Source organism: Streptomyces sp. CB01201, from assembly GCF_002803085.1.
In the GTDB taxonomy this organism is placed as follows: Bacteria; Actinomycetota; Actinomycetes; order Streptomycetales; family Streptomycetaceae; genus Streptomyces; species Streptomyces hundungensis.
Window position 1 is genome coordinate 289,445 of record NZ_NNBJ01000004.1, and the last position, 17,186, is coordinate 306,630.

Annotated in this window: 17 protein-coding genes; 9 read left to right on the forward strand and 8 right to left on the reverse strand. The window is 72.0% G+C overall.

Translation table 11 applies throughout. From position 1 onward, the window contains the following. Positions 1-468: 468 nt before the first annotated feature. On the reverse strand, positions 469-1,710 hold the full coding sequence (locus tag CG740_RS11500; RefSeq protein ID WP_100574946.1) for an MFS transporter: 1,242 nt from the start codon (positions 1,708-1,710) through the stop codon (positions 469-471). Between the two features lie 238 nt (positions 1,711-1,948). Between CG740_RS11500 and CG740_RS11505 the strand changes: the two genes are divergently transcribed. From CG740_RS11505 to CG740_RS11515, 3 genes are all read left to right on the forward strand, one after another. After that, complete coding sequence (locus CG740_RS11505; RefSeq protein WP_100574947.1) at positions 1,949-2,587, forward strand: DUF6758 family protein; 639 nt, start codon at positions 1,949-1,951, stop codon at positions 2,585-2,587. Positions 2,588-2,733: 146 nt separating this feature from the next. Then, the gene (locus CG740_RS11510; protein WP_100574948.1) at positions 2,734-3,600 is read left to right on the forward strand and encodes a PHP domain-containing protein; all 867 of its coding nucleotides are present in this window, start codon (positions 2,734-2,736) and stop codon (positions 3,598-3,600) included. A gap of 182 nt (positions 3,601-3,782) precedes the next feature. Beyond that, entirely contained in the window at positions 3,783-4,388 is a 606-nt protein-coding gene (locus CG740_RS11515) for a MarC family protein (RefSeq protein WP_100574949.1), read from the forward strand. Between the two features lie 126 nt (positions 4,389-4,514). Here CG740_RS11515 and CG740_RS40305 read toward each other — a convergent pair whose 3' ends face one another. After that, on the reverse strand, positions 4,515-4,667 hold the full coding sequence (locus tag CG740_RS40305; protein ID WP_167157160.1) for a hypothetical protein: 153 nt from the start codon (positions 4,665-4,667) through the stop codon (positions 4,515-4,517). 277 nt (positions 4,668-4,944) lie between these two features. On the opposite strand from CG740_RS40305, the gene CG740_RS11520 reads away from it, so the two are divergent. Then, positions 4,945-5,874: an NYN domain-containing protein gene (locus tag CG740_RS11520; protein ID WP_234376194.1), complete on the forward strand. Its 930-nt coding sequence runs from the start codon at positions 4,945-4,947 to the stop codon at positions 5,872-5,874. A gap of 271 nt (positions 5,875-6,145) precedes the next feature. On the opposite strand, the gene CG740_RS11525 is transcribed toward CG740_RS11520, so the two are convergent. After that, positions 6,146-6,997, reverse strand: a complete 852-nt coding sequence (locus CG740_RS11525) for an alpha/beta fold hydrolase (protein WP_100574950.1) — start codon at positions 6,995-6,997, stop codon at positions 6,146-6,148. A 97-nt stretch (positions 6,998-7,094) separates the two neighbouring features. Continuing rightward, the gene (locus CG740_RS11530) at positions 7,095-9,557 is read right to left on the reverse strand and encodes a DEAD/DEAH box helicase (protein WP_100574951.1); all 2,463 of its coding nucleotides are present in this window, start codon (positions 9,555-9,557) and stop codon (positions 7,095-7,097) included. Between the two features lie 383 nt (positions 9,558-9,940). On the opposite strand from CG740_RS11530, the gene CG740_RS11535 reads away from it, so the two are divergent. Then, a complete protein-coding gene (locus CG740_RS11535) occupies positions 9,941-10,702 on the forward strand; it encodes a ferritin-like fold-containing protein (protein ID WP_100574952.1) in 762 nt (253 codons plus the stop codon). Between the two features lie 55 nt (positions 10,703-10,757). Here CG740_RS11535 and CG740_RS11540 read toward each other — a convergent pair whose 3' ends face one another. The 4 genes from CG740_RS11540 to CG740_RS11555 form a co-directional block, all read right to left on the reverse strand. Next, on the reverse strand, positions 10,758-11,021 hold the full coding sequence (locus CG740_RS11540) for a hypothetical protein (protein WP_100575091.1): 264 nt from the start codon (positions 11,019-11,021) through the stop codon (positions 10,758-10,760). 223 nt (positions 11,022-11,244) lie between these two features. Beyond that, on the reverse strand, positions 11,245-11,472 hold the full coding sequence (locus tag CG740_RS11545; RefSeq protein WP_100574953.1) for a DUF3107 domain-containing protein: 228 nt from the start codon (positions 11,470-11,472) through the stop codon (positions 11,245-11,247). A gap of 153 nt (positions 11,473-11,625) precedes the next feature. Further along, positions 11,626-12,267 (reverse strand): TetR/AcrR family transcriptional regulator, encoded by a 642-nt coding sequence (locus CG740_RS11550; protein WP_100574954.1) that lies wholly within the window; start codon positions 12,265-12,267, stop codon positions 11,626-11,628. 145 nt (positions 12,268-12,412) lie between these two features. After that, the gene (locus tag CG740_RS11555; protein WP_100574955.1) at positions 12,413-12,634 is read right to left on the reverse strand and encodes a hypothetical protein; all 222 of its coding nucleotides are present in this window, start codon (positions 12,632-12,634) and stop codon (positions 12,413-12,415) included. A gap of 135 nt (positions 12,635-12,769) precedes the next feature. Here CG740_RS11555 and CG740_RS11560 point away from each other — a divergent pair, with 135 nt between their 5' ends. The 4 genes from CG740_RS11560 (at position 12,770) to CG740_RS11570 (ending at position 17,186) form a co-directional block, all read left to right on the forward strand. After that, the gene (locus tag CG740_RS11560) at positions 12,770-13,768 is read left to right on the forward strand and encodes an alpha/beta fold hydrolase (protein ID WP_100574956.1); all 999 of its coding nucleotides are present in this window, start codon (positions 12,770-12,772) and stop codon (positions 13,766-13,768) included. A gap of 8 nt (positions 13,769-13,776) precedes the next feature. Then, positions 13,777-15,102 (forward strand): DUF3152 domain-containing protein, encoded by a 1,326-nt coding sequence (locus tag CG740_RS11565; protein ID WP_234376195.1) that lies wholly within the window; start codon positions 13,777-13,779, stop codon positions 15,100-15,102. Positions 15,103-15,190: 88 nt separating this feature from the next. Then, positions 15,191-15,286, forward strand: coding sequence for an Ms4533A family Cys-rich leader peptide (locus CG740_RS41720; RefSeq protein ID WP_317617795.1), 96 nt, complete (start codon positions 15,191-15,193; stop codon positions 15,284-15,286). Positions 15,287-15,455: 169 nt separating this feature from the next. Next, positions 15,456-17,186, forward strand: a complete 1,731-nt coding sequence (locus CG740_RS11570) for an ABC transporter substrate-binding protein (RefSeq protein ID WP_100574957.1) — start codon at positions 15,456-15,458, stop codon at positions 17,184-17,186.

Here is a 17,186-nt window from a genome sequence, read left to right on the forward strand (position 1 = left end):
CGGCCCGCACCCGAAGGCCGGGCCCCCGGGGCGGGCACCGCGCGGGCTGGGGATGCCGATGCGGGCCAGCACCGGGACGGCCAGGGGCGCGGGGAACTGCGCGGGCAACCACGCGCGGCCCGCACCTGAAGGCCGGGCCCCCGGGTGCGGGCACCGCACGAGCTGGGGATGCCGATGCGGGCCAGCACCGGGACGGCCAGGGGCGCGGGGAACTGCGCGGGCAACCACGCACGGCCCGCACCCGAAGGCCGGGCCCCCGGGTGCGGGCACCGCACGAGCTGGGGATGCCGATGCGGGCCAGCACCAGGACGGCCAAGGGCGCGGGGAACTGCGCGAGCAACCACGCGCGGCCCGCACCCGAAGGCCGAGGCCCCGGGGCGGGCACCGCGCGGGCGGGGATGCCGGTGCTGATCAGCGCCGGTCCTGCTGGGGCAAGAGCACCCCCCGCCCCCGCCGGAGGCAAACCGCTCAGTTCGCGAAGACCGACACCCCGTCCTCCGTGGCATGCGCCGGCCGCAGCTCCTCCGCCTCGTGCGTGAGCGAAGCCCGCCGCACCCACACGATCAGCGCGCCCAGCACCGCCGCGACGGCCGCGACGACGAACGGGATGTGGATGTTGCTCCACTCCTCGATCTTCGGCGCGAAGTAGGGGGCCGCCGCCGCGGCGAACCAGCGCACGAAGTTGTAGCCCGCGCTCGCCACCGGCCGGGGCGCGTCCGAGACCCCCAGGGCCAGTTCGGTGAAGACGGTGTTGTTGAGGCCGATGAACGCACCGGAAGCGATGGTCGCGGCCACCGCCGTGGCGTGGTTGCCGTAACCCAGCACGATCAGATCCGCGGCGAGCAGCACCAGCGATCCGCCGAGCACCTTCAGCGAACCGAACCGCGCCTGGAGCCGCGGCGCGACCAGGACCGAGAAGACCGCGAGCAGCACACCCCACGCGAAGAAGACGCCGCCCGACTTGTACGGCGACATGTTCAGGACGAACGGGGTGAAGGCGAGGACCGTGAAGAACGCGTAGTTGTAGAAGAACGCGGAGGCCGCCGCCGAGGCGAGTCCGCCGTGGCCGAGCGCCTTGATCGGGTCGAGCAGTGAGGTCTTGCGGGCCGGCTTGGGCTGCTCCTTGAGGAGCGCGGTGATCGCGATGAAGCCGATCGCCATCAGGGCCGCGGTGCCGAAGAACGGGTAGCGCCACTTCATGTCGCCGAGGATCGCGCCGAGCAGCGGCCCGCACGCCATACCGAGCCCGAGCGCCGACTCGTAGAGCAGGATCGCGGCCGCGCTTCCGCCGGCCGCCGCGCCCACGATGACGGCGAGCGCGGTCGAGACGAACAGCGCGTTGCCGAGCCCCCAGCCGGCCCGGAAGCCGACGAGTTCGCCGACCGAGTTCGAGGTGCCGGCGAGCGCGGCGAAGACCACCACCAGGGCGAGGCCCGCCAGGAGCGTCTTCTTGCCGCCGATCCGGCTGGACACGAAGCCGGTGACCAGCATGGCGACGGCGGTGATCAGGAAGTACGAGGTGAAGAGCAGGGAGACCTGGCTGGGCGTGGCATCCAGGCCCTTGGCGATGGAGGGCAGGATCGGGTCGACCAGGCCGATGCCCATGAAGGCGACGACGGACGCGCCCGCGGTCGCCCAGACCGCCTTGGGCTGACGCAACAGACCGCCGGCTCCCGCACCTTCGTCGAGGGGGTCCTTTCCTTGCCGCATGGCTGCTCCCGCTTCCCGTTGGACGGCCGCCGCCGGATGGGCGGCCCAAGATCGTTGTGCGATACACATAATAACTTAGCGAGGCTAATGGATGCAAGATGAAACTACTTTTGTCCCGGTGCCGCACGGCCTCCGGGCCCCTGCCGCCGACTCCGCGTCCGGGGCCGACGGGCGGGCCGCACTCCGGACGGGTGATCGTCCTTGACGGGGCGACGGGCGGGGAGGACCGTGGGGCTCTATGAGGGGCGAACCCAGTTGCCCGAAGTGTGGAGGCCGGGTCAGGGCGCCCGGTCTCTTTGCCGACACCTGGCAGTGCGACGCGCACGGGCCGGTGTATCCGCTCCAGCCGGTGGTGCCGCCCAGCGTCGAGGCCCTTGAGGTCGTCGTGCGCCGGGCCCAGGTGCCCGCCTGGATGCCCTGGCCGCTGCCGGTCGGCTGGCTGTTCACCGGCGTCGCGTACGCGGGTGACGACCGCAGCGGAGGACGCGCCACCGCCGTCGCCTGCTCGGGCCCCGGCCCGCTCGGCGGCATCGGCGAGCTGATCCTGGTCGCCGAGGAGCTGGGCGTGGGGCTCGGCGCCCGGTACGCGGGCATCGACGGGCCCGACCCCGGCCCGTTCATGAGCGTGGAGAAGCCCCCGCACACCAAGGTCCTCGCGGCCGGCCGCCCCACCCCGCTGTGGCACGTCACCCGCACCCCGGACGACCGGGCGGTCTTCGCGGGAGAGGCCCGCGGCCTGTGGCTGTGGGCCATCGTGTGGCCCGAGCAGTCCGGCCTCCTGATGTACGACGAGCTGGTCCTGACCGATCTGCGCGACGCGGGCGCCGAGGTCGAACTGGTCCCGTGCGGGGCGCTGACCCCACGCATCCTGTCCTGACCCGGCGATCCGCGACCGCACCGGGCGGAGCGGACGGCCGGGACTGCGGGGACTGCGGGGGTGTGGCCGGGCGGACGGCTGCGGGTGGCCGGGCGGTTATCCTTGAGCGTCCCCTGATCCGCCCCTTATGCCCTGGAGTACGCGTCGTGCGCATCGATCTGCACACCCACTCCACGGCGTCGGACGGAACGGACACCCCCGCCGAGCTGGTCACCAACGCGGCCGCCGCCGGGCTCGACGTCGTCGCGCTGACCGACCACGACACCACGCGGGGATACGCGCAGGCCATCGCCGCGCTCCCGGCCGGGCTCACCCTCGTCACCGGCGCCGAACTCTCCTGTCGCATCGACGGCATCGGCCTGCACATGCTGGCCTACCTCTTCGACCCCGAGGAGCCCGAGCTCTCCCGCGAGCGCGAGCTCGTGCGCGACGACCGGGTGCCGCGCGCCCAGGGGATGGTCGCCAAGCTCCGCGAACTCGGCGTGCCCACCACCTGGGAGCAGGTCGCGCGCATCGCGGGCGACGGCTCGGTGGGCCGCCCGCACGTCGCCGAGGCGCTCGTCGAACTCGGCGTCGTCGACTCGGTGTCCGACGCCTTCGTGCCGGACTGGCTGGGCGACGGCGGCCGCGCCTACGTCGGCAAGCACGAGCTCGACCCGTTCGACGCGATCCGGCTGGTCAAGGCCGCCGGCGGTGTCACCGTCTTCGCGCACCCGCTCGCCGTCAAGCGCGGCCGGGTCGTGCCCGAGTCCGCGATAGCGGAGCTGGCCGCCGCCGGGCTGGACGGCATCGAGGTCGACCACACCGACCACGACGCCCCCACCCGGGACCGGCTGCGCGGCCTCGCCCGCGAACTCGGCCTGCTCGCCACCGGCTCCAGCGACTACCACGGCAGCCGCAAGACCGTCCGGCTCGGGGAGTACACCACCGACCCCGAGATCTACGGCGAGATCACCCGCCGCGCCACGGGGGCCTTCCCCGTGCCGGGCGCGGGCGGAAGCACCCGCCCGTAGGGAGAGCGCGCCTCTCCCGATCCGGGGCGCCTCTCCCGACCCGGGGGCGCCGCCCTCGTACCCCCCACTCCTCGAACCCCCGCCCCGGCCGGCTTCCGCGCGGCCCCGGGGGACGGGCCCGGCCGGCCCGTGCACCCGCGCCCGGCCCTCCTCATGTACGCCCCTCACTTGCAAGGCTCACCGTGTTCGACGCTGCCGTCTTCGGCTCCCTCTTCCTCACCCTGTTCGTCATCATGGATCCCCCCGGGATCACGCCGATCTTCCTCGCGCTGACCGCCGGCCGGGCCGCCAAGGTCCAGCGCCGGATGGCCTGGCAGGCCGCCGCCGTCGCGCTCGGAGTGATCACGCTCTTCGGGCTCGTCGGGCACCAGATCCTGACGTATCTGCACATCGACGTCCCCGCGCTGATGATCGCGGGCGGTCTGCTGCTGCTCCTGATCGCGCTCGACCTGCTCACCGGCAAGACCGACGAGCCCAAGCAGACCAAGGACGTCAACGTCGCCCTGGTGCCGCTCGGCATGCCGCTGCTCGCCGGGCCCGGCGCGATCGTGCAGGTCATCCTGGCCGTCCAGAACCACGACTCGGTGACCGGGCAGGTCTCGGTCTGGGCGGCGATCATCGCCATCCACCTCGTGCTGTACGTGACCATGCGGTACTCGCTGCTGATCATCCGAGTCATCAAGGACGGCGGTGTCGTCCTGGTCACGAGGCTCGCGGGCATGATGCTCTCGGCTCTCGCGGTGCAGCAGATCATCAACGGCGTCACCCAGGTCATCCACGCCAACTGACGCCCCGGGCAAGCCCGTTGGGGCCCCGGACGCGCCAAAGCGCCCCCGTACTCGTCTGTACGGGGGCGCTTCTACGTACGGCACCCGCGGCCGTTCACGGCTCGCGGGGGCACTGCCTCTTACGCGTTACGAGGCTGCGGATTCGGTCGGGCGGATGTAGATGCGCTGACCCATTGCGGCGGCCTGCTGCACAATCCGGTTGACGGAGGCGGCGTCCACGACGGTGCTGTCAACGGCGGTACCGTCGACGTCGTCCAGGCGCATGATTTCGAAGCGCATGGCTTCTCCCTTCGTCTGATCCTCCTGCTAGGAGAACTACTGGTGCGGGGGGCTGCTGGAACAGCCTGCTCCCGCGAGGCGTCGGGGCGGTTGCCCGCCCGTTAAGAGTGGATTGCGTGGCCACTGTGCAACGCGTTCCGTAGGGATCAACGGGTTGCCTCCAGCAAACATTCCCTACGCTAAGGAAATTTTTCGGATTGCTAAGGATTGACGGGAAAAAACAACCACACGTGCCCGGTTGTGCCCGCTGCGTCACGAAGTCGACAATGGAAAGCGTATGGACGAAACCCAGGAACCTCAGCCGGCCCAGGTGCCGCATGACCTCGTCGCCCAGCTCGACCGCAAGCTGGACGCGACCAACGAGCTGCTCCAGCGGATGCTCGCGGAGGTCGCGAAGACGCCCTCCACGCACGCGATCTTCGTCGACGCCGGGTACGTCTACGCGGCCGGCGGCCTCCTCGTCACCGGCACCGAGGACCGGCGCTCCTTCGACCTCGACGCCGAGGGGCTGATCGAGGCCTTCATCGACAAGGCGCGCACGATCTTCGCCGACAGCCGGCTGCTCCGTGTGTACTGGTACGACGGCGCGCGCCGGCGCATCCACACCCCCGAGCAGCAGTCGATCGCCGAGCTGCCGGACGTCAAGGTCAGGCTCGGCAACCTCAACGCGAACAATCAGCAGAAGGGTGTCGACTCGCTGATCCGCTCCGACCTGGAGTCGCTGGCCCGCCACCGCGCGATCAGTGACGCGGCCCTGATCGGCGGCGACGAGGACCTCGTCTCGGCGGTCGAGGCCGCGCAGGGCTACGGGGCGCGGGTCCACCTGTGGGGCATCGAGGCGGCGGAGGGGCGCAACCAGGCGGAGCCGCTGCTGTGGGAGGTGGACAGCCAGCGCACGTTCGACCTCGACTTCTGCAAGCCGTACGTGACGCGGCGGCCGGTCACGCTGTACGAGCAGGACGGGCCGGCGCCGAGCCGCGAGGACGTGCGGTTCGTGGGGGCGCGGATCGCCGCGACGTGGCTCTCGGAGCGGGGGCGGGCCGCGCTCGCCGACCTCCTGCCCGGGCACCCCTATCTGCCCGGCCCGGTGGACCAGGACCTCCTCATCGAGGCGGAACGCCTCCTCCAGTACTCCCTGCGGGGCCACGCGGACCTGCGCCGCTCCCTCCGGGACGGCTTCTGGCAGCACTTGCAGTCCCAGTACTGACCCAGTACGGAGTGGCCCGTGCCTGCCGATTCGCTGGCTGTCCGCAGGTCGCCGGTGGCTGGTCGCGCAGTTCCCCGCGCCCCTGGCGGGGCTGGTGATGATCGGTGCTGGGTCGTGCGGGCTGCCTAGGGGCGCGGGGAACTGCGCGAACGGCCCCGCACGGTCCGCAGGTGAAGTGGAAGGCGCGGGAGCGGCGAGGTCGGTGCTGGGCCGGGCAGCCCGCCCAGGGGCGCGGGGAACCGCGCGAACAGCCCCACCGGGCCGACGCGGCTCAGGTGGTCCAGAAGTCGGCCAGGGCCGAGGCCAGTTCCCCCGGATGGGAGACGTTGGGGGAGTGGTCCGCCCCCGCGATGACGGTGTGCCGAGCCCCCACGCTGCGCGCCATATGCGCCAACTCCCCCACCGTCCACACCATTTCCCCCTCGCCGTACGCCACGTGCAGCGGCAGCGGCAACCCCGCAAGCCCCTCCGTACGGTCCGGCTCTGTCCTCAACTGCCGCCCTGTGGCGATGAGTTGGGCGGTCTGCGTGCCGAACCAGCGGCGTTCGAGGAAGGACACGATCTCGGGCGGGTCGGCGACGTACGCCGGGTCGCGGCCGTCCAGCCACTGCGTCACCGCCCACACCCACGAAGGAGGCAGCACCGGCAGCGCCGCCCGGAGCATCCGGAGCTTGGTGCGCTGATCGGGGCCGACCCGCCCGGGACCGGACGACAGCAGCGTCAGGGAGCGGAAGGCGGACGGATCGAGGCGGGCCGCCGAGCGGGCCACGAAGCCGCCGAAGGAGTGCCCCACGAGGTGCACGGGCCCGTCACCGAGGGCCGCGGCCTGCGCGAGCACATCCGTGCCGAGGGCGCGCGGGGTGTACCCGGAGGTGCGCCGCGGCCCCGGGCTCTCGAACTGCCCGCGCCCGTCGACCGCCACGGCCCGGTACCCGGCGTCGGCCAGCGGGTCGAGGAGCGCGAGGAAGTCCTCCTTGCTCCCGGTGTACCCGGGCACCAGGAGCACGGTGCCCCGCACCCGCCCCTGAGGCCGTGAGTCGAGCACCGCGAACTCCTGGCGCGGGGTGTCGAGCCGGTACGCACGCGTACGGGCGGGAAGGGCGAGGGAGCGGGGCTTACTCATGAGTAGAGCGTATCCGGCGGCCCCGCGGGAGCCCGGCGCGGGAACGCGAACGGCCCGGTGCCCCCGTGGGGGACCGGGCCGTTTCAGGCGGTGCGGATCACGCCTCGGGCGCGACCGCGGCCTTCTTCGCGCGGGTGCGGCGCGGCTTGGCCGGAGCCTCGGCCTCGGCCGCGGGGGCCTCGACGACGGCTTCGGCGGCCTTCTTGCGCGTGCGCCGGGGCTTGGCCGGGGCCTCGGCCTCGGCGGCCGTCTCCGCGACCGCCTCGGGCGCGGTCTCGACGACCTTCTTGGCCCGCGTCCGACGCGGCTTCGCCGGAGCCTCGGCCACCTCGGCGGGGGCCTCCGTGGCCGCCGCAGCTTCCACGGACTCCACGGCCTTCTTGGCGCGGGTGCGGCGCGGCTTGGCCGGCGCTTCGGCTGCGGGAGCCTCGCTCGCAGGTGCCTCGACCGTCTCGACGACGGCTTCGGCGGCCTTCTTGCGGGTCCGGCGCGGCTTGGCCGGGGCCTCGGCCTCGGCGGCCGTCTCCGCGACCGCCTCGGGCGCGGTCTCGACGACCTTCTTGGCGCGGGTGCGGCGGGGCTTGGCGGGTGCCTCGGCCTCGGCGACCGGGGCGGCCTCGACCGGCGCCGCCTCGACGACCGGCTCGGCGGCCTTCTTCGTCCGCGTACGCCTCGGCTTGACCGGGGCTTCGGCCACGGCGACCGCGGCGGCCGGAGCCTCCGCGACGTCGGACATCGCGGCGGTGGTCCGGGCCTTCGCGGCCCGGGCCAGCTCCAACGCGGCCGACTCGGGGGTCACGAAGCCGACCTCGGGCTCGGTGGCCTTGCGCACCCGGCGGCGCCGCGCGGCCTTGGCCTCGACCGGCTCGACGACGGGCGGTGCGGCGACCGGCGCGGAACGCCTGCGCGGCTCGGCCTTGCGGACGGCCTGCGCCTTGACGGTCGGCTCGGCCTTGCGGACGGGCTCGGTCTTGGCGGGCGCCTCGGCAACGGCGACGGCCATCGGCGCGGCCTCGATCACCGGGGCCGCGGCCTGCGGCGCGGTCGACGGCGCACCCACGCGGGTACGGCGGCGACGGCGCGGCGTGCGCTGCTCGGTCACGGACTCGGTTTCGGTGGCCTCGGCCACCGGGGTCGCGACGGGAGGCGCGGTGACCTCGCCGCCCTCCAGCTGCGTGCCGCCCCGGGTGCGGCGACGCTGACGCGGCGTACGCGTACGCGCCGGACGCTCCTCGGTGACCACGGGAGCCGCGGCGGCGGACTTGCGCCCGCGCCCACCGGTCTCGCCCAGGTCCTCGACCGCCTCGGCCGCGAGGCCGGCGCGGGTGCGCTCGCCACGGGGCAGCACACCCTTGGTGCCGGCCGGGATCTTCAGCTCCTCGAACAGGTGCGGGGAGGTGGAGTACGTCTCGACCGGGTCCGGGAACTTCAGGTCGAGCGCCTTGTTGATCAGCTGCCAGCGCGGGATGTCGTCCCAGTCGACCAGCGTGATCGCGATGCCCTTCTTGCCCGCGCGGCCGGTGCGGCCGATGCGGTGGAGGTAGGTCTTCTCCTCCTCGGGCGACTGGTAGTTGATGACGTGCGTGACGCCCTCGACGTCGATGCCGCGGGCGGCGACGTCGGTGCAGACCAGCACGTCGACCTTGCCGTTGCGGAAGGCACGCAGCGCCTGCTCGCGGGCGCCCTGGCCGAGGTCGCCGTGGACCGCGCCGGAGGCGAAGCCGCGCTTGGCGAGCTGCTCGGCGATGTCCGCGGCGGTCCGCTTCGTACGGCAGAAGATCATCGCGAGGCCGCGGCCCTCGGCCTGGAGGATGCGCGCGACCATCTCCGGCTTGTCCATGGAGTGGGCGCGGTAGACGTACTGCGCGGTGTTGGCGACCGTCGTGCCCTCGTCGTCCGGCGACGTGGCGCGGATGTGCGTGGGCTGCGACATGTAGCGGCGGGCGAGGCCGATGACGGCGCCCGGCATGGTCGCCGAGAACAGCATCGTCTGGCGCTTCGCCGGAAGCAGCTGGATGATCTTCTCGACGTCGGGCAGGAAGCCGAGGTCGAGCATCTCGTCGGCCTCGTCGAGCACCAGCGTCTTGACGTGGGACAGGTCGAGCTTCTTCTGCCCGGCCAGGTCGAGCAGGCGGCCCGGGGTGCCGACGATCACGTCGACGCCCTTCTTGAGCGCCTCGACCTGGGGCTCGTACGCCCGGCCGCCGTAGATGGCGAGCACGCGCACATTGCGGACCTTGCCCGCGGTGAGCAGGTCGTTGGTCACCTGCTGGCACAGCTCGCGCGTCGGGACGACGACGAGGGCCTGCGGAGTGTTGGTCAGCCGGTCCTTGGTGGCCCGGCCGGCCTCGACGTCGGCGGGGACGGTCACGCGCTCCAGGATCGGCAGACCGAAGCCGAGCGTCTTGCCGGTGCCGGTCTTGGCCTGGCCGATGATGTCGGTGCCGGAGAGGGCGACCGGGAGCGTCAGCTCCTGGATGGGGAACGGGGACACGATGCCGACGGCTTCAAGGGCTTCGGCGGTCTCGGGAAGGATCCCGAGCTCTCGGAACGTAGTCAGGGTGCTGCCTCTTCTGTGAGACGCGGTACGGAGGCGAACGCGGCGGGTCTTACCGTGCCCATTTCATCCGGCGGGGGATCAGATTCGATCGGGTTGCCGGGTGGCGCGGGACCACTGCCGTCGCTCAAGCGCTCGTGCCGCTGAGGGATCCCTCTTCGGTGGCACGTACTGATACGTACCCTGCGGAGGGCTGTCGGGTCGGAGCCGACCGGAGCAACCGACCGGGCATCCTCATTCGTGCGGCCCGTCGAAATACTCGCCGGGCGCATTACCACTGTACCCCGGATTCGCGCATGTGTGTTGGGAGAATTCGCGGGACCGGTGGTACGGGTGTGAGCAAGCAGGCCCTTACAGCCTGCCCCGGGCGGGCTATTGTGCGGCTTATGGAGACGTCTGACAACGCCACTGCAGCCGAAGAAAACACCCCGGAGCCCGAGCGCACCGGGATCGCCGCCCAGGACTGGGAGACGGCCTCCGCGCTTCCCCAGTACCGCGCCGCGGTCGTGGACCTCCTCGGCGCCCTCGCCTACGGCGAGCTCGCGGCCTTCGAGCGGCTCGCCGACGACGCGAAGCTCGCGCCGACCCTGGCGGACAAGGCGGAGCTGGCGAAGATGGCCTCCGCGGAGTTCCTCCACTTCGAGCGGCTGCGGGACCGGCTCGCCCACATCGACTCCGAGCCGACGGCCGCGATGGAGCCCTTCGCCAAGGCGCTGGACGACTTCCACCAGCAGACCGCCCCTTCCGACTGGCTGGAGGGCTTGGTCAAGGCGTACGTCGGTGACTCGATCGCCAGCGACTTCTACCGCGAGGTCGCCAACCACCTCGACTCCGACACCCGCTCCCTGGTCCTGTCGGTCCTCGACGACACCGGGCACGGCAACTTCGCCGTGGAGAAGGTGCGCGCCGCGATCGAGGCGGACCCGCGCGTCGGCGGCCGGCTCGCGCTGTGGGCCCGCCGGCTGATGGGCGAGGCGCTCTCGCAGGCCCAGCGCGTGGTCGCCGAGCGCGACGCGCTCTCGACGATGCTGGTCGGCGGGGTGGACGGGGTGGCCGCGGGCTTCGACCTCGCGGCCGTCGGTGAGATGTTCACGCGGATCACCAAGGCCCACACCAAGCGGATGGCCGCGCTGGGCCTGGCCGCCTAGCCGGCGACGGCCGCGCACGGCTGACGCCCGCTCAAGAAGCGGGCGGGAGCGCCGCCTACGCCGCCCACCGGCGCAGGCGGCGCGTCGGCCGCAGCAGCAGCGAGAGCGTGACGGACGCGACGAACGTGGCGCCGAGCAAGGTGATCACACCGTGGCCGGGGCCGATCGCGGAGTGGGTCAGGAAGGCGCCGAAGAGCCCGGCGAGCGGACCGACTCCGAGCACCGTACGGCGGTCGGGCAGTCGGTGGGACAGCCGGGCCACGGCAGCCCACGCGAGGGCGAATCCCAGCAGTACGGAGCCAAGGGCTTCCAGCAGCATTACGTCGCCTCCCAGGGGTGCGGCCAGGGCGGAACCGGTCACAAGCCGTCCTACCCGAGGCTCGCGGAACGCAACCCTCCCCTCACCGGGAGGAAGCAAGGCGGGCGGGCCGCCCCGAGCCGCGGAACGGGCCCCGGCGGTACCGCCGGACCGGCTTTCCCCGGGCATGCGGAAGGGGGCCACCGGTGCGAACCGGTGGCCCCCTTCCGTTGCGTGCCGTGTACTACAGGGCGCCGAAGCCCACGCGGCGGACCGAGGGTTCGCCGATTTCCACGTATGCGATCTTGTCGGCCGGCACCAGGACCTTGCGGCCCTTGTCGTCCGTGAGGCTGAGCAGCTGCGCCTTGCCGGCGAGGGCGTCGGATACCGCGCTCTCGACCTGTTCGGCGGACTGCCCGCTCTCCAGAACGATCTCCCGGGGCGCGTGCTGCACGCCGATCTTGACCTCCACGGCTAAGTCCCTCCGACCTCGTGCGGTGCGCGGTCAGCCGCGCCGTACGCTGCACACATTAGCCCGGGGAGACGACCGGAAATGGCCGGTGGCCGAACGCCAGGAGCGAACAGGATCCGGGAATGATCCGGGAACGATCCGGTCGGAGGCCGCTCAGTGCCCCTCGGTGCCGTGCAGCGGGAAGCCGGCGATGCCCCGCCAGGCCAGCGAGGTGAGCAGCGCCACCGCCTTGTCGCGGGGGATCGTCGACTCGCTGGAGAGCCAGTAGCGGGCCACCACCTGGGAGACTCCGCCGAGGCCCACGGCGAGCAGCATCGACTCGTCCTTGGACAGGCCGGTGTCCTCGGCGATGACGTCCGAGATCGCCTCGGCGCACTGGAGGCTGACCCGGTCCACGCGCTCGCGCACGGCCGGCTCGTTGGTCAGGTCCGACTCGAAGACGAGCCGGAAGGCGCCGCCCTCGTCCTCGACGTACGCGAAGTAGGCGTCCATCGTCGCCGCGACCCGGAGCTTGTTGTCCGTCGTCGACGCGAGCGCGGTGCGCACCGCGTGCAGCAGCGACTCGCAGTGCTGGTCCAGAAGGGCCAGGTAGAGCTCAAGCTTGCCGGGGAAGTGCTGGTAGAGCACCGGCTTCGAGACGCCCGCGCGTTCCGCGATGTCGTCCATGGCGGCCGCGTGGTAACCCTGCGCGACGAAAACCTCCTGGGCCGCGCCCAGGAGCTGATTGCGGCGGGCCCGGCGCGGCAGGCGCGTGCCTCGCGGGCGCGCCGCCTCGGTCTGCTCGATGGCTGTCACGCCGCCTCCCAAAGTTGATCTGGTGCGCGATGTACGCGCGCCGCCATCGTACTTTTGGGTAACCCGGCTGTGCGCGGTGCGAACGCAGAATTTCACGGACCGGACGTGCTGGACAGCCGGAGATACCCGAGGTAAACCGAACAAATCATCGGTAGTCGTCCTCGTCCAGGGCGACCACGCGCGCCTGTTCGGCGATGTCCGCCTCGTTGGCCGCGCCGGGATCGACGCCGCTCAGCGGGTCGTCGCGGTCCTGTCGTACGTTCGCGTGCTGTTCGGCCGCGTCCGCCTCGGGGGTCTCCTCGGGCAGCTCGGCCGTGCCGCCCTCTTCTTCCTGGAAGGTTTCCGGATCGCTGGGATCGACGGACATGACTGCTCCCTTTTCGTCCACTACGAGTGATTCGGGGGCTTCCCTACGAGCCTAGGAGTTCCCGGCGCCGGCCGCTATACGGCCTGTGACGGCGAACACATGAACCACGGTGTGATCGTCTCGTAACATTGCCGCATGTCTTCGACCGAGCTGCCGGAAACCCTCGCCGCTGCCTCGCTGGCACCACGCGTGGGCGCGGTCGGGGTCGCGGAGGGCGAGGAACTGCGTTCCGTGAGCCTGCCCGGCCTCACCCTGACCGTCCGGTCCCGGCCCGGCGACGCCCGCCCCGGTCGCGAACCCGCGCTGTACGTCCACGGGCTCGGCGGCTCCTCGCAGAACTGGTCGGCCCTGATGCCGCTGCTCGCCGACCGGCTGGACGGCGAGGCGCTCGACCTGCCCGGCTTCGGGGACTCCCCGCCGCCGGACGACGGCAACTACTCGGTCACCGGCCACGCCCGCGCCGTGATTCGCCTCCTCGACTCCTCGGACCGCGGCCCGGTCCACCTCATCGGCAACTCGCTGGGCGGCGCGGTCGCCACCCGCGTCGCGGCCGTCCGCCCCGACCTGGTGCGCACGCTCACGCTGGTCTCGCCCGCGCTGCCGGAGCTCCGCGTCCAGCGCAGCGCCTGGCCCACCGCGCTCGTCGCGCTGCCGGGCGTGGCCACCCTGTTCGCGCGGCTGACCAAGGACTGGAACGCCGAGGACCGCACCCGCGGGGTGATGGCCCTCTGTTACGGAGACCCGGGCCGGGTCAGCCCCGAGGGGTTCGAGGCCGCCGTGCACGAGATGGAGCGGCGCCTCCAACTGCCGTACTTCTGGGACGCGATGGCCCGCTCGGCCCGTGGCATCGTGGACGCGTACACGCTGGGCGGCCAGCACGGGCTGTGGCGGCAGGCGGAGCGGGTGCTCGCGCCGACGCTGCTGGTGTACGGGGCGCGCGACCAGCTCGTCTCGTTCCGGATGGCCCGCCGGGCGGCGGCCGCCTTCCGGGATTCGCGGCTGCTTACCCTGCCCGATGCCGGGCACGTGGCGATGATGGAGTACCCCGAGACGGTCGCGCAGGCCGTACGGGAACTGATCGACGAGAGCGCCGGCGGCGGCCACCGCGGCGCCGACCGAGGAAACAGGAGCTGATCCGGGGCGTGGGACGACACAGCCGACCCAGGGAAGACGGCGAAGCGGCGCCGATATCCCAGGCGCCACCGGCCACCGGGGCCGAGCAGGCCGTCGCCTCCGGCGGCGGCCGGCGCAGACGGCAGGCGCCGCAGGAGGTCTCCGAGGACCGGCACGGCGCAGGCACCCCCGCCTTCGGCACCCCGCAGGTGCGCGGCGGACATCCGCAGCACGACGAGGACGGCCCCGCGAGCGGGGCCAAACCCCGCTACGGCGAATGGCACGGCAAGCCGCGCCCGGCCCACCTCGGCACCCCGCTCAACACCGGGGGCCCGCGCATTCCGGGCCCGCGTCGCTCCTACACCGAGGCCTTCGACGGGCCGGGGCCCGATTCCGGCCCCCGCACCGGCGCGGAAGCCGGTACCGGGACCGGCGCCGGCGCCGGCGACACCGGCAAGCAGCGCACCATCGGCGTTCCGGCGCAGCTGCGCGAGGAGCCGCCCGCACCCGGGCCCGAGGCGAAGCCGAAGGCGCCCAAGGGCTCCAAGGTGTCCAAGGGGCGGACCTTCACCGGGATCGCGGCCGCCGCGGTGACCACCGTGCTCGCGGTCGTCGTCGCCGGGCAGGTCACCTCGGCCGGGAACAAGCACGACGCGGCCGGCCGGTCCGCGGACGAGAAGGGGCGCGAGGACGACGGCTCGGCCTCCCGGGGCAGCGGCCGCTCCACTCCGCAGATCGCGCCCGCGGTCCTGACGTACGACCAGAAGATGGCGCAGCAGTACCCGATGGACCCCAAGTTCAAGGCGTCCGGCAACTTCGACACCGTGCCCGGGTCCGACGCGGCGCCGGGCAAGGGCCACAAGTACCGCTACCAGGTGGACATCGAGCAGGGCCTCGGCCTCGACGGCGCGCTGTTCGCCGAGGCCGTGCAGAAGACCCTGAACGACGACCGCAGCTGGGCGCACGGCGGGGACATGACCTTCGAGCGGATCTCCTCGGGCAAGCCGGACTTCGTGGTCACCCTGGCGAGCCCCGGGACCACCGGCGTCTGGTGCGCCAAGTCGGGCCTGGACACCACCGAGGACAACGTCTCCTGCGACTCGGCCGCCACCGACCGCGTGATGATCAACGCGTTCCGCTGGGCGCAGGGCTCGGTGACGTACGGCTGGGACAAGGCGATGTTCACCTATCGCCAGATGCTCATCAACCACGAGGTCGGCCACCGGCTCGGGCACAACCATGTGAGCTGCCGCACGCCCGGCGCGCTCGCCCCGGTGATGCAGCAGCAGACCAAGTCCCTGGACATCGACGGGATCAAGTGCCGGCCCAACCCCTGGGTGTATCCGCAGAGTTGAGCCGCAACGGTGCGACATGTCCCAGCATGTGGGACGGCCGTCTCGTTCTCGATTGACAGTGAACAGCGGTTCGTTCATATTTCTCGGCATGTCGCACCGTCACGCCACCCCCGAACGCGCCGCCATCGAGCTGGCGCTCATCGGCGTGACCGGGCACAGCGTGGCCGACATTCTCTGTAGCTGACGCCGTCCCGAGCGCGTTCGACTTTTCCCTTTTCCTTTTTTGCGCCCGGGCATTTCCGTGCTTCCGCACGGTCTCCGCACACGGGCGCAGCCACCCCCTTTTTCCCTCCGGTGCTGCGGGCGCCCGTTTCCGCCGCCCTGCCCCGCAGTCACCGAGAGGTCTCCTTCCGATGCGTCACACGTCCATTTCGTCAGGGAATGTCGCAAGAGCGGCCGCGATAGCCGTGGTTCTCGCCGTAGGCGCCGTCGCCTGCGGCCCCGAGGACAGCGGCGCCAAGAGCGCGGGGTCCGCGGCGTCCGGCACGCCCCAGAAGGGCGGCACGCTCAGCGTCCTCAACAACGAGGCGCAGACCGACTTCGACCCGGCCCGGCTCTACACCTCCGGCGGCGGCAACGTGCCCTCGCTCGTCTTCCGCACCCTGACCACCCGCAAGCGCGCGAGCGGCGCCGAGGGCACGAAGGTGGTGCCCGACCTCGCCACCGACACGGGCCGGCCCAACGCGGACGCCACCGTATGGACGTACACGCTCAAGGACGGCCTCAAGTACGAGGACGGCAGCCCGATCACCACCGCCGACATCAAGTACGGCATCGAGCGCTCCTTCGCGGCCGAACTCTCGGGCGGCGCACCGTACTTGAGGGACTGGCTGGTCGGCGGCGCCAAGTACACGGGCCCCTACAAGGACGGCGGCAAGGGCCTCGACTCGATCGAGACGCCGGACGCGAAGACCATCGTGTTCCATCTGAACAAGCCCGAGGGCGAGTTCCCCTTCCTGGCCACCCAGACGCAGTTCGCCCCCGTCCCCAAGGCCAAGGACAACGGCACCAAGTACGAGGAGCACCCCGTCTCCTCGGGCCCGTACAAGGTCGTCAAGAACGAGAACGACGGCGAGCACCTCGTCCTGGAGCGCAACCCCAACTGGTCCGAGGCGACCGACCCCGAGCGCAAGGCCTACCCGGACACCATCGACGTGCGCTCCGGGCTCGACCAGGCCGTCATCAACCAGCGGCTCTCCGCCTCGCAGGGCCCGGACGCCGCCGCCGTCACCACCGACACCAATCTGGGCCCGGCCGAGCTGGCCAAGGTCACCAGCGACAAGCAGCTCGCCGCGCGGGTCGGCACCGGGCACTTCGGCTACACCAACTACATCGCGTTCAACCCGAACGTGAAGCCGTTCGACAACCCCAAGGTCCGCCAGGCCATCGCCTACGCCGTCGACCGCTCCTCGGCCGTCAACGCCGTGGGCGGCTCCTCGCTCGCCGAGCCCGCCACCACCTTCCTGCCGAACCAGAAGGCCTTCGGGTACACCCCCTACGACCCGTTCCCGGCGGGCGCGTCCGGCAACGCCGACAAGGCCAAGGAGCTTCTGAAGGAGGCGGGCTACGCCGACGGCCTGACCGTCACGCTCACCCACTCCAACGCCAAGGGCGGCCCCAAGGGACCCGAAGTCGCCACCGCCCTCCAGGACGCCCTGAAGAAGGCGGGCATCACCGTCAAGCTCCAGGGCCTCGAAGGCAACGACTACAACGACACCGTCGCCAGCACCAAGAAGGAGCCCGGCTTCTTCCTGCGCGGCTGGGGCGCCGACTGGCCCTCCGGCGGGCCGTTCCTCGCGCCGATCTTCGACGGCCGTCAGATCGTCCAGGACGGCGCGAACTTCAACACCGGCTTCCTGAACGACCCCTCCGTCAACAACGAGATCGACGAGATCAACAAGCTGACCGATCTGGCCGCCGCCGCCCCGCGCTGGGGCGCGCTCGACAAGAAGATCGGCGAGCAGGCCGTGGTCGTGCCGCTGTTCCACCCCGTCTACAAGCGGCTCGTCGGCAAGGACGTCAAGAACGTCGTCATCAGCGACTGGACCGGCGTGCTCGACATCTCGCAGGTCGCGGTCAAGTAA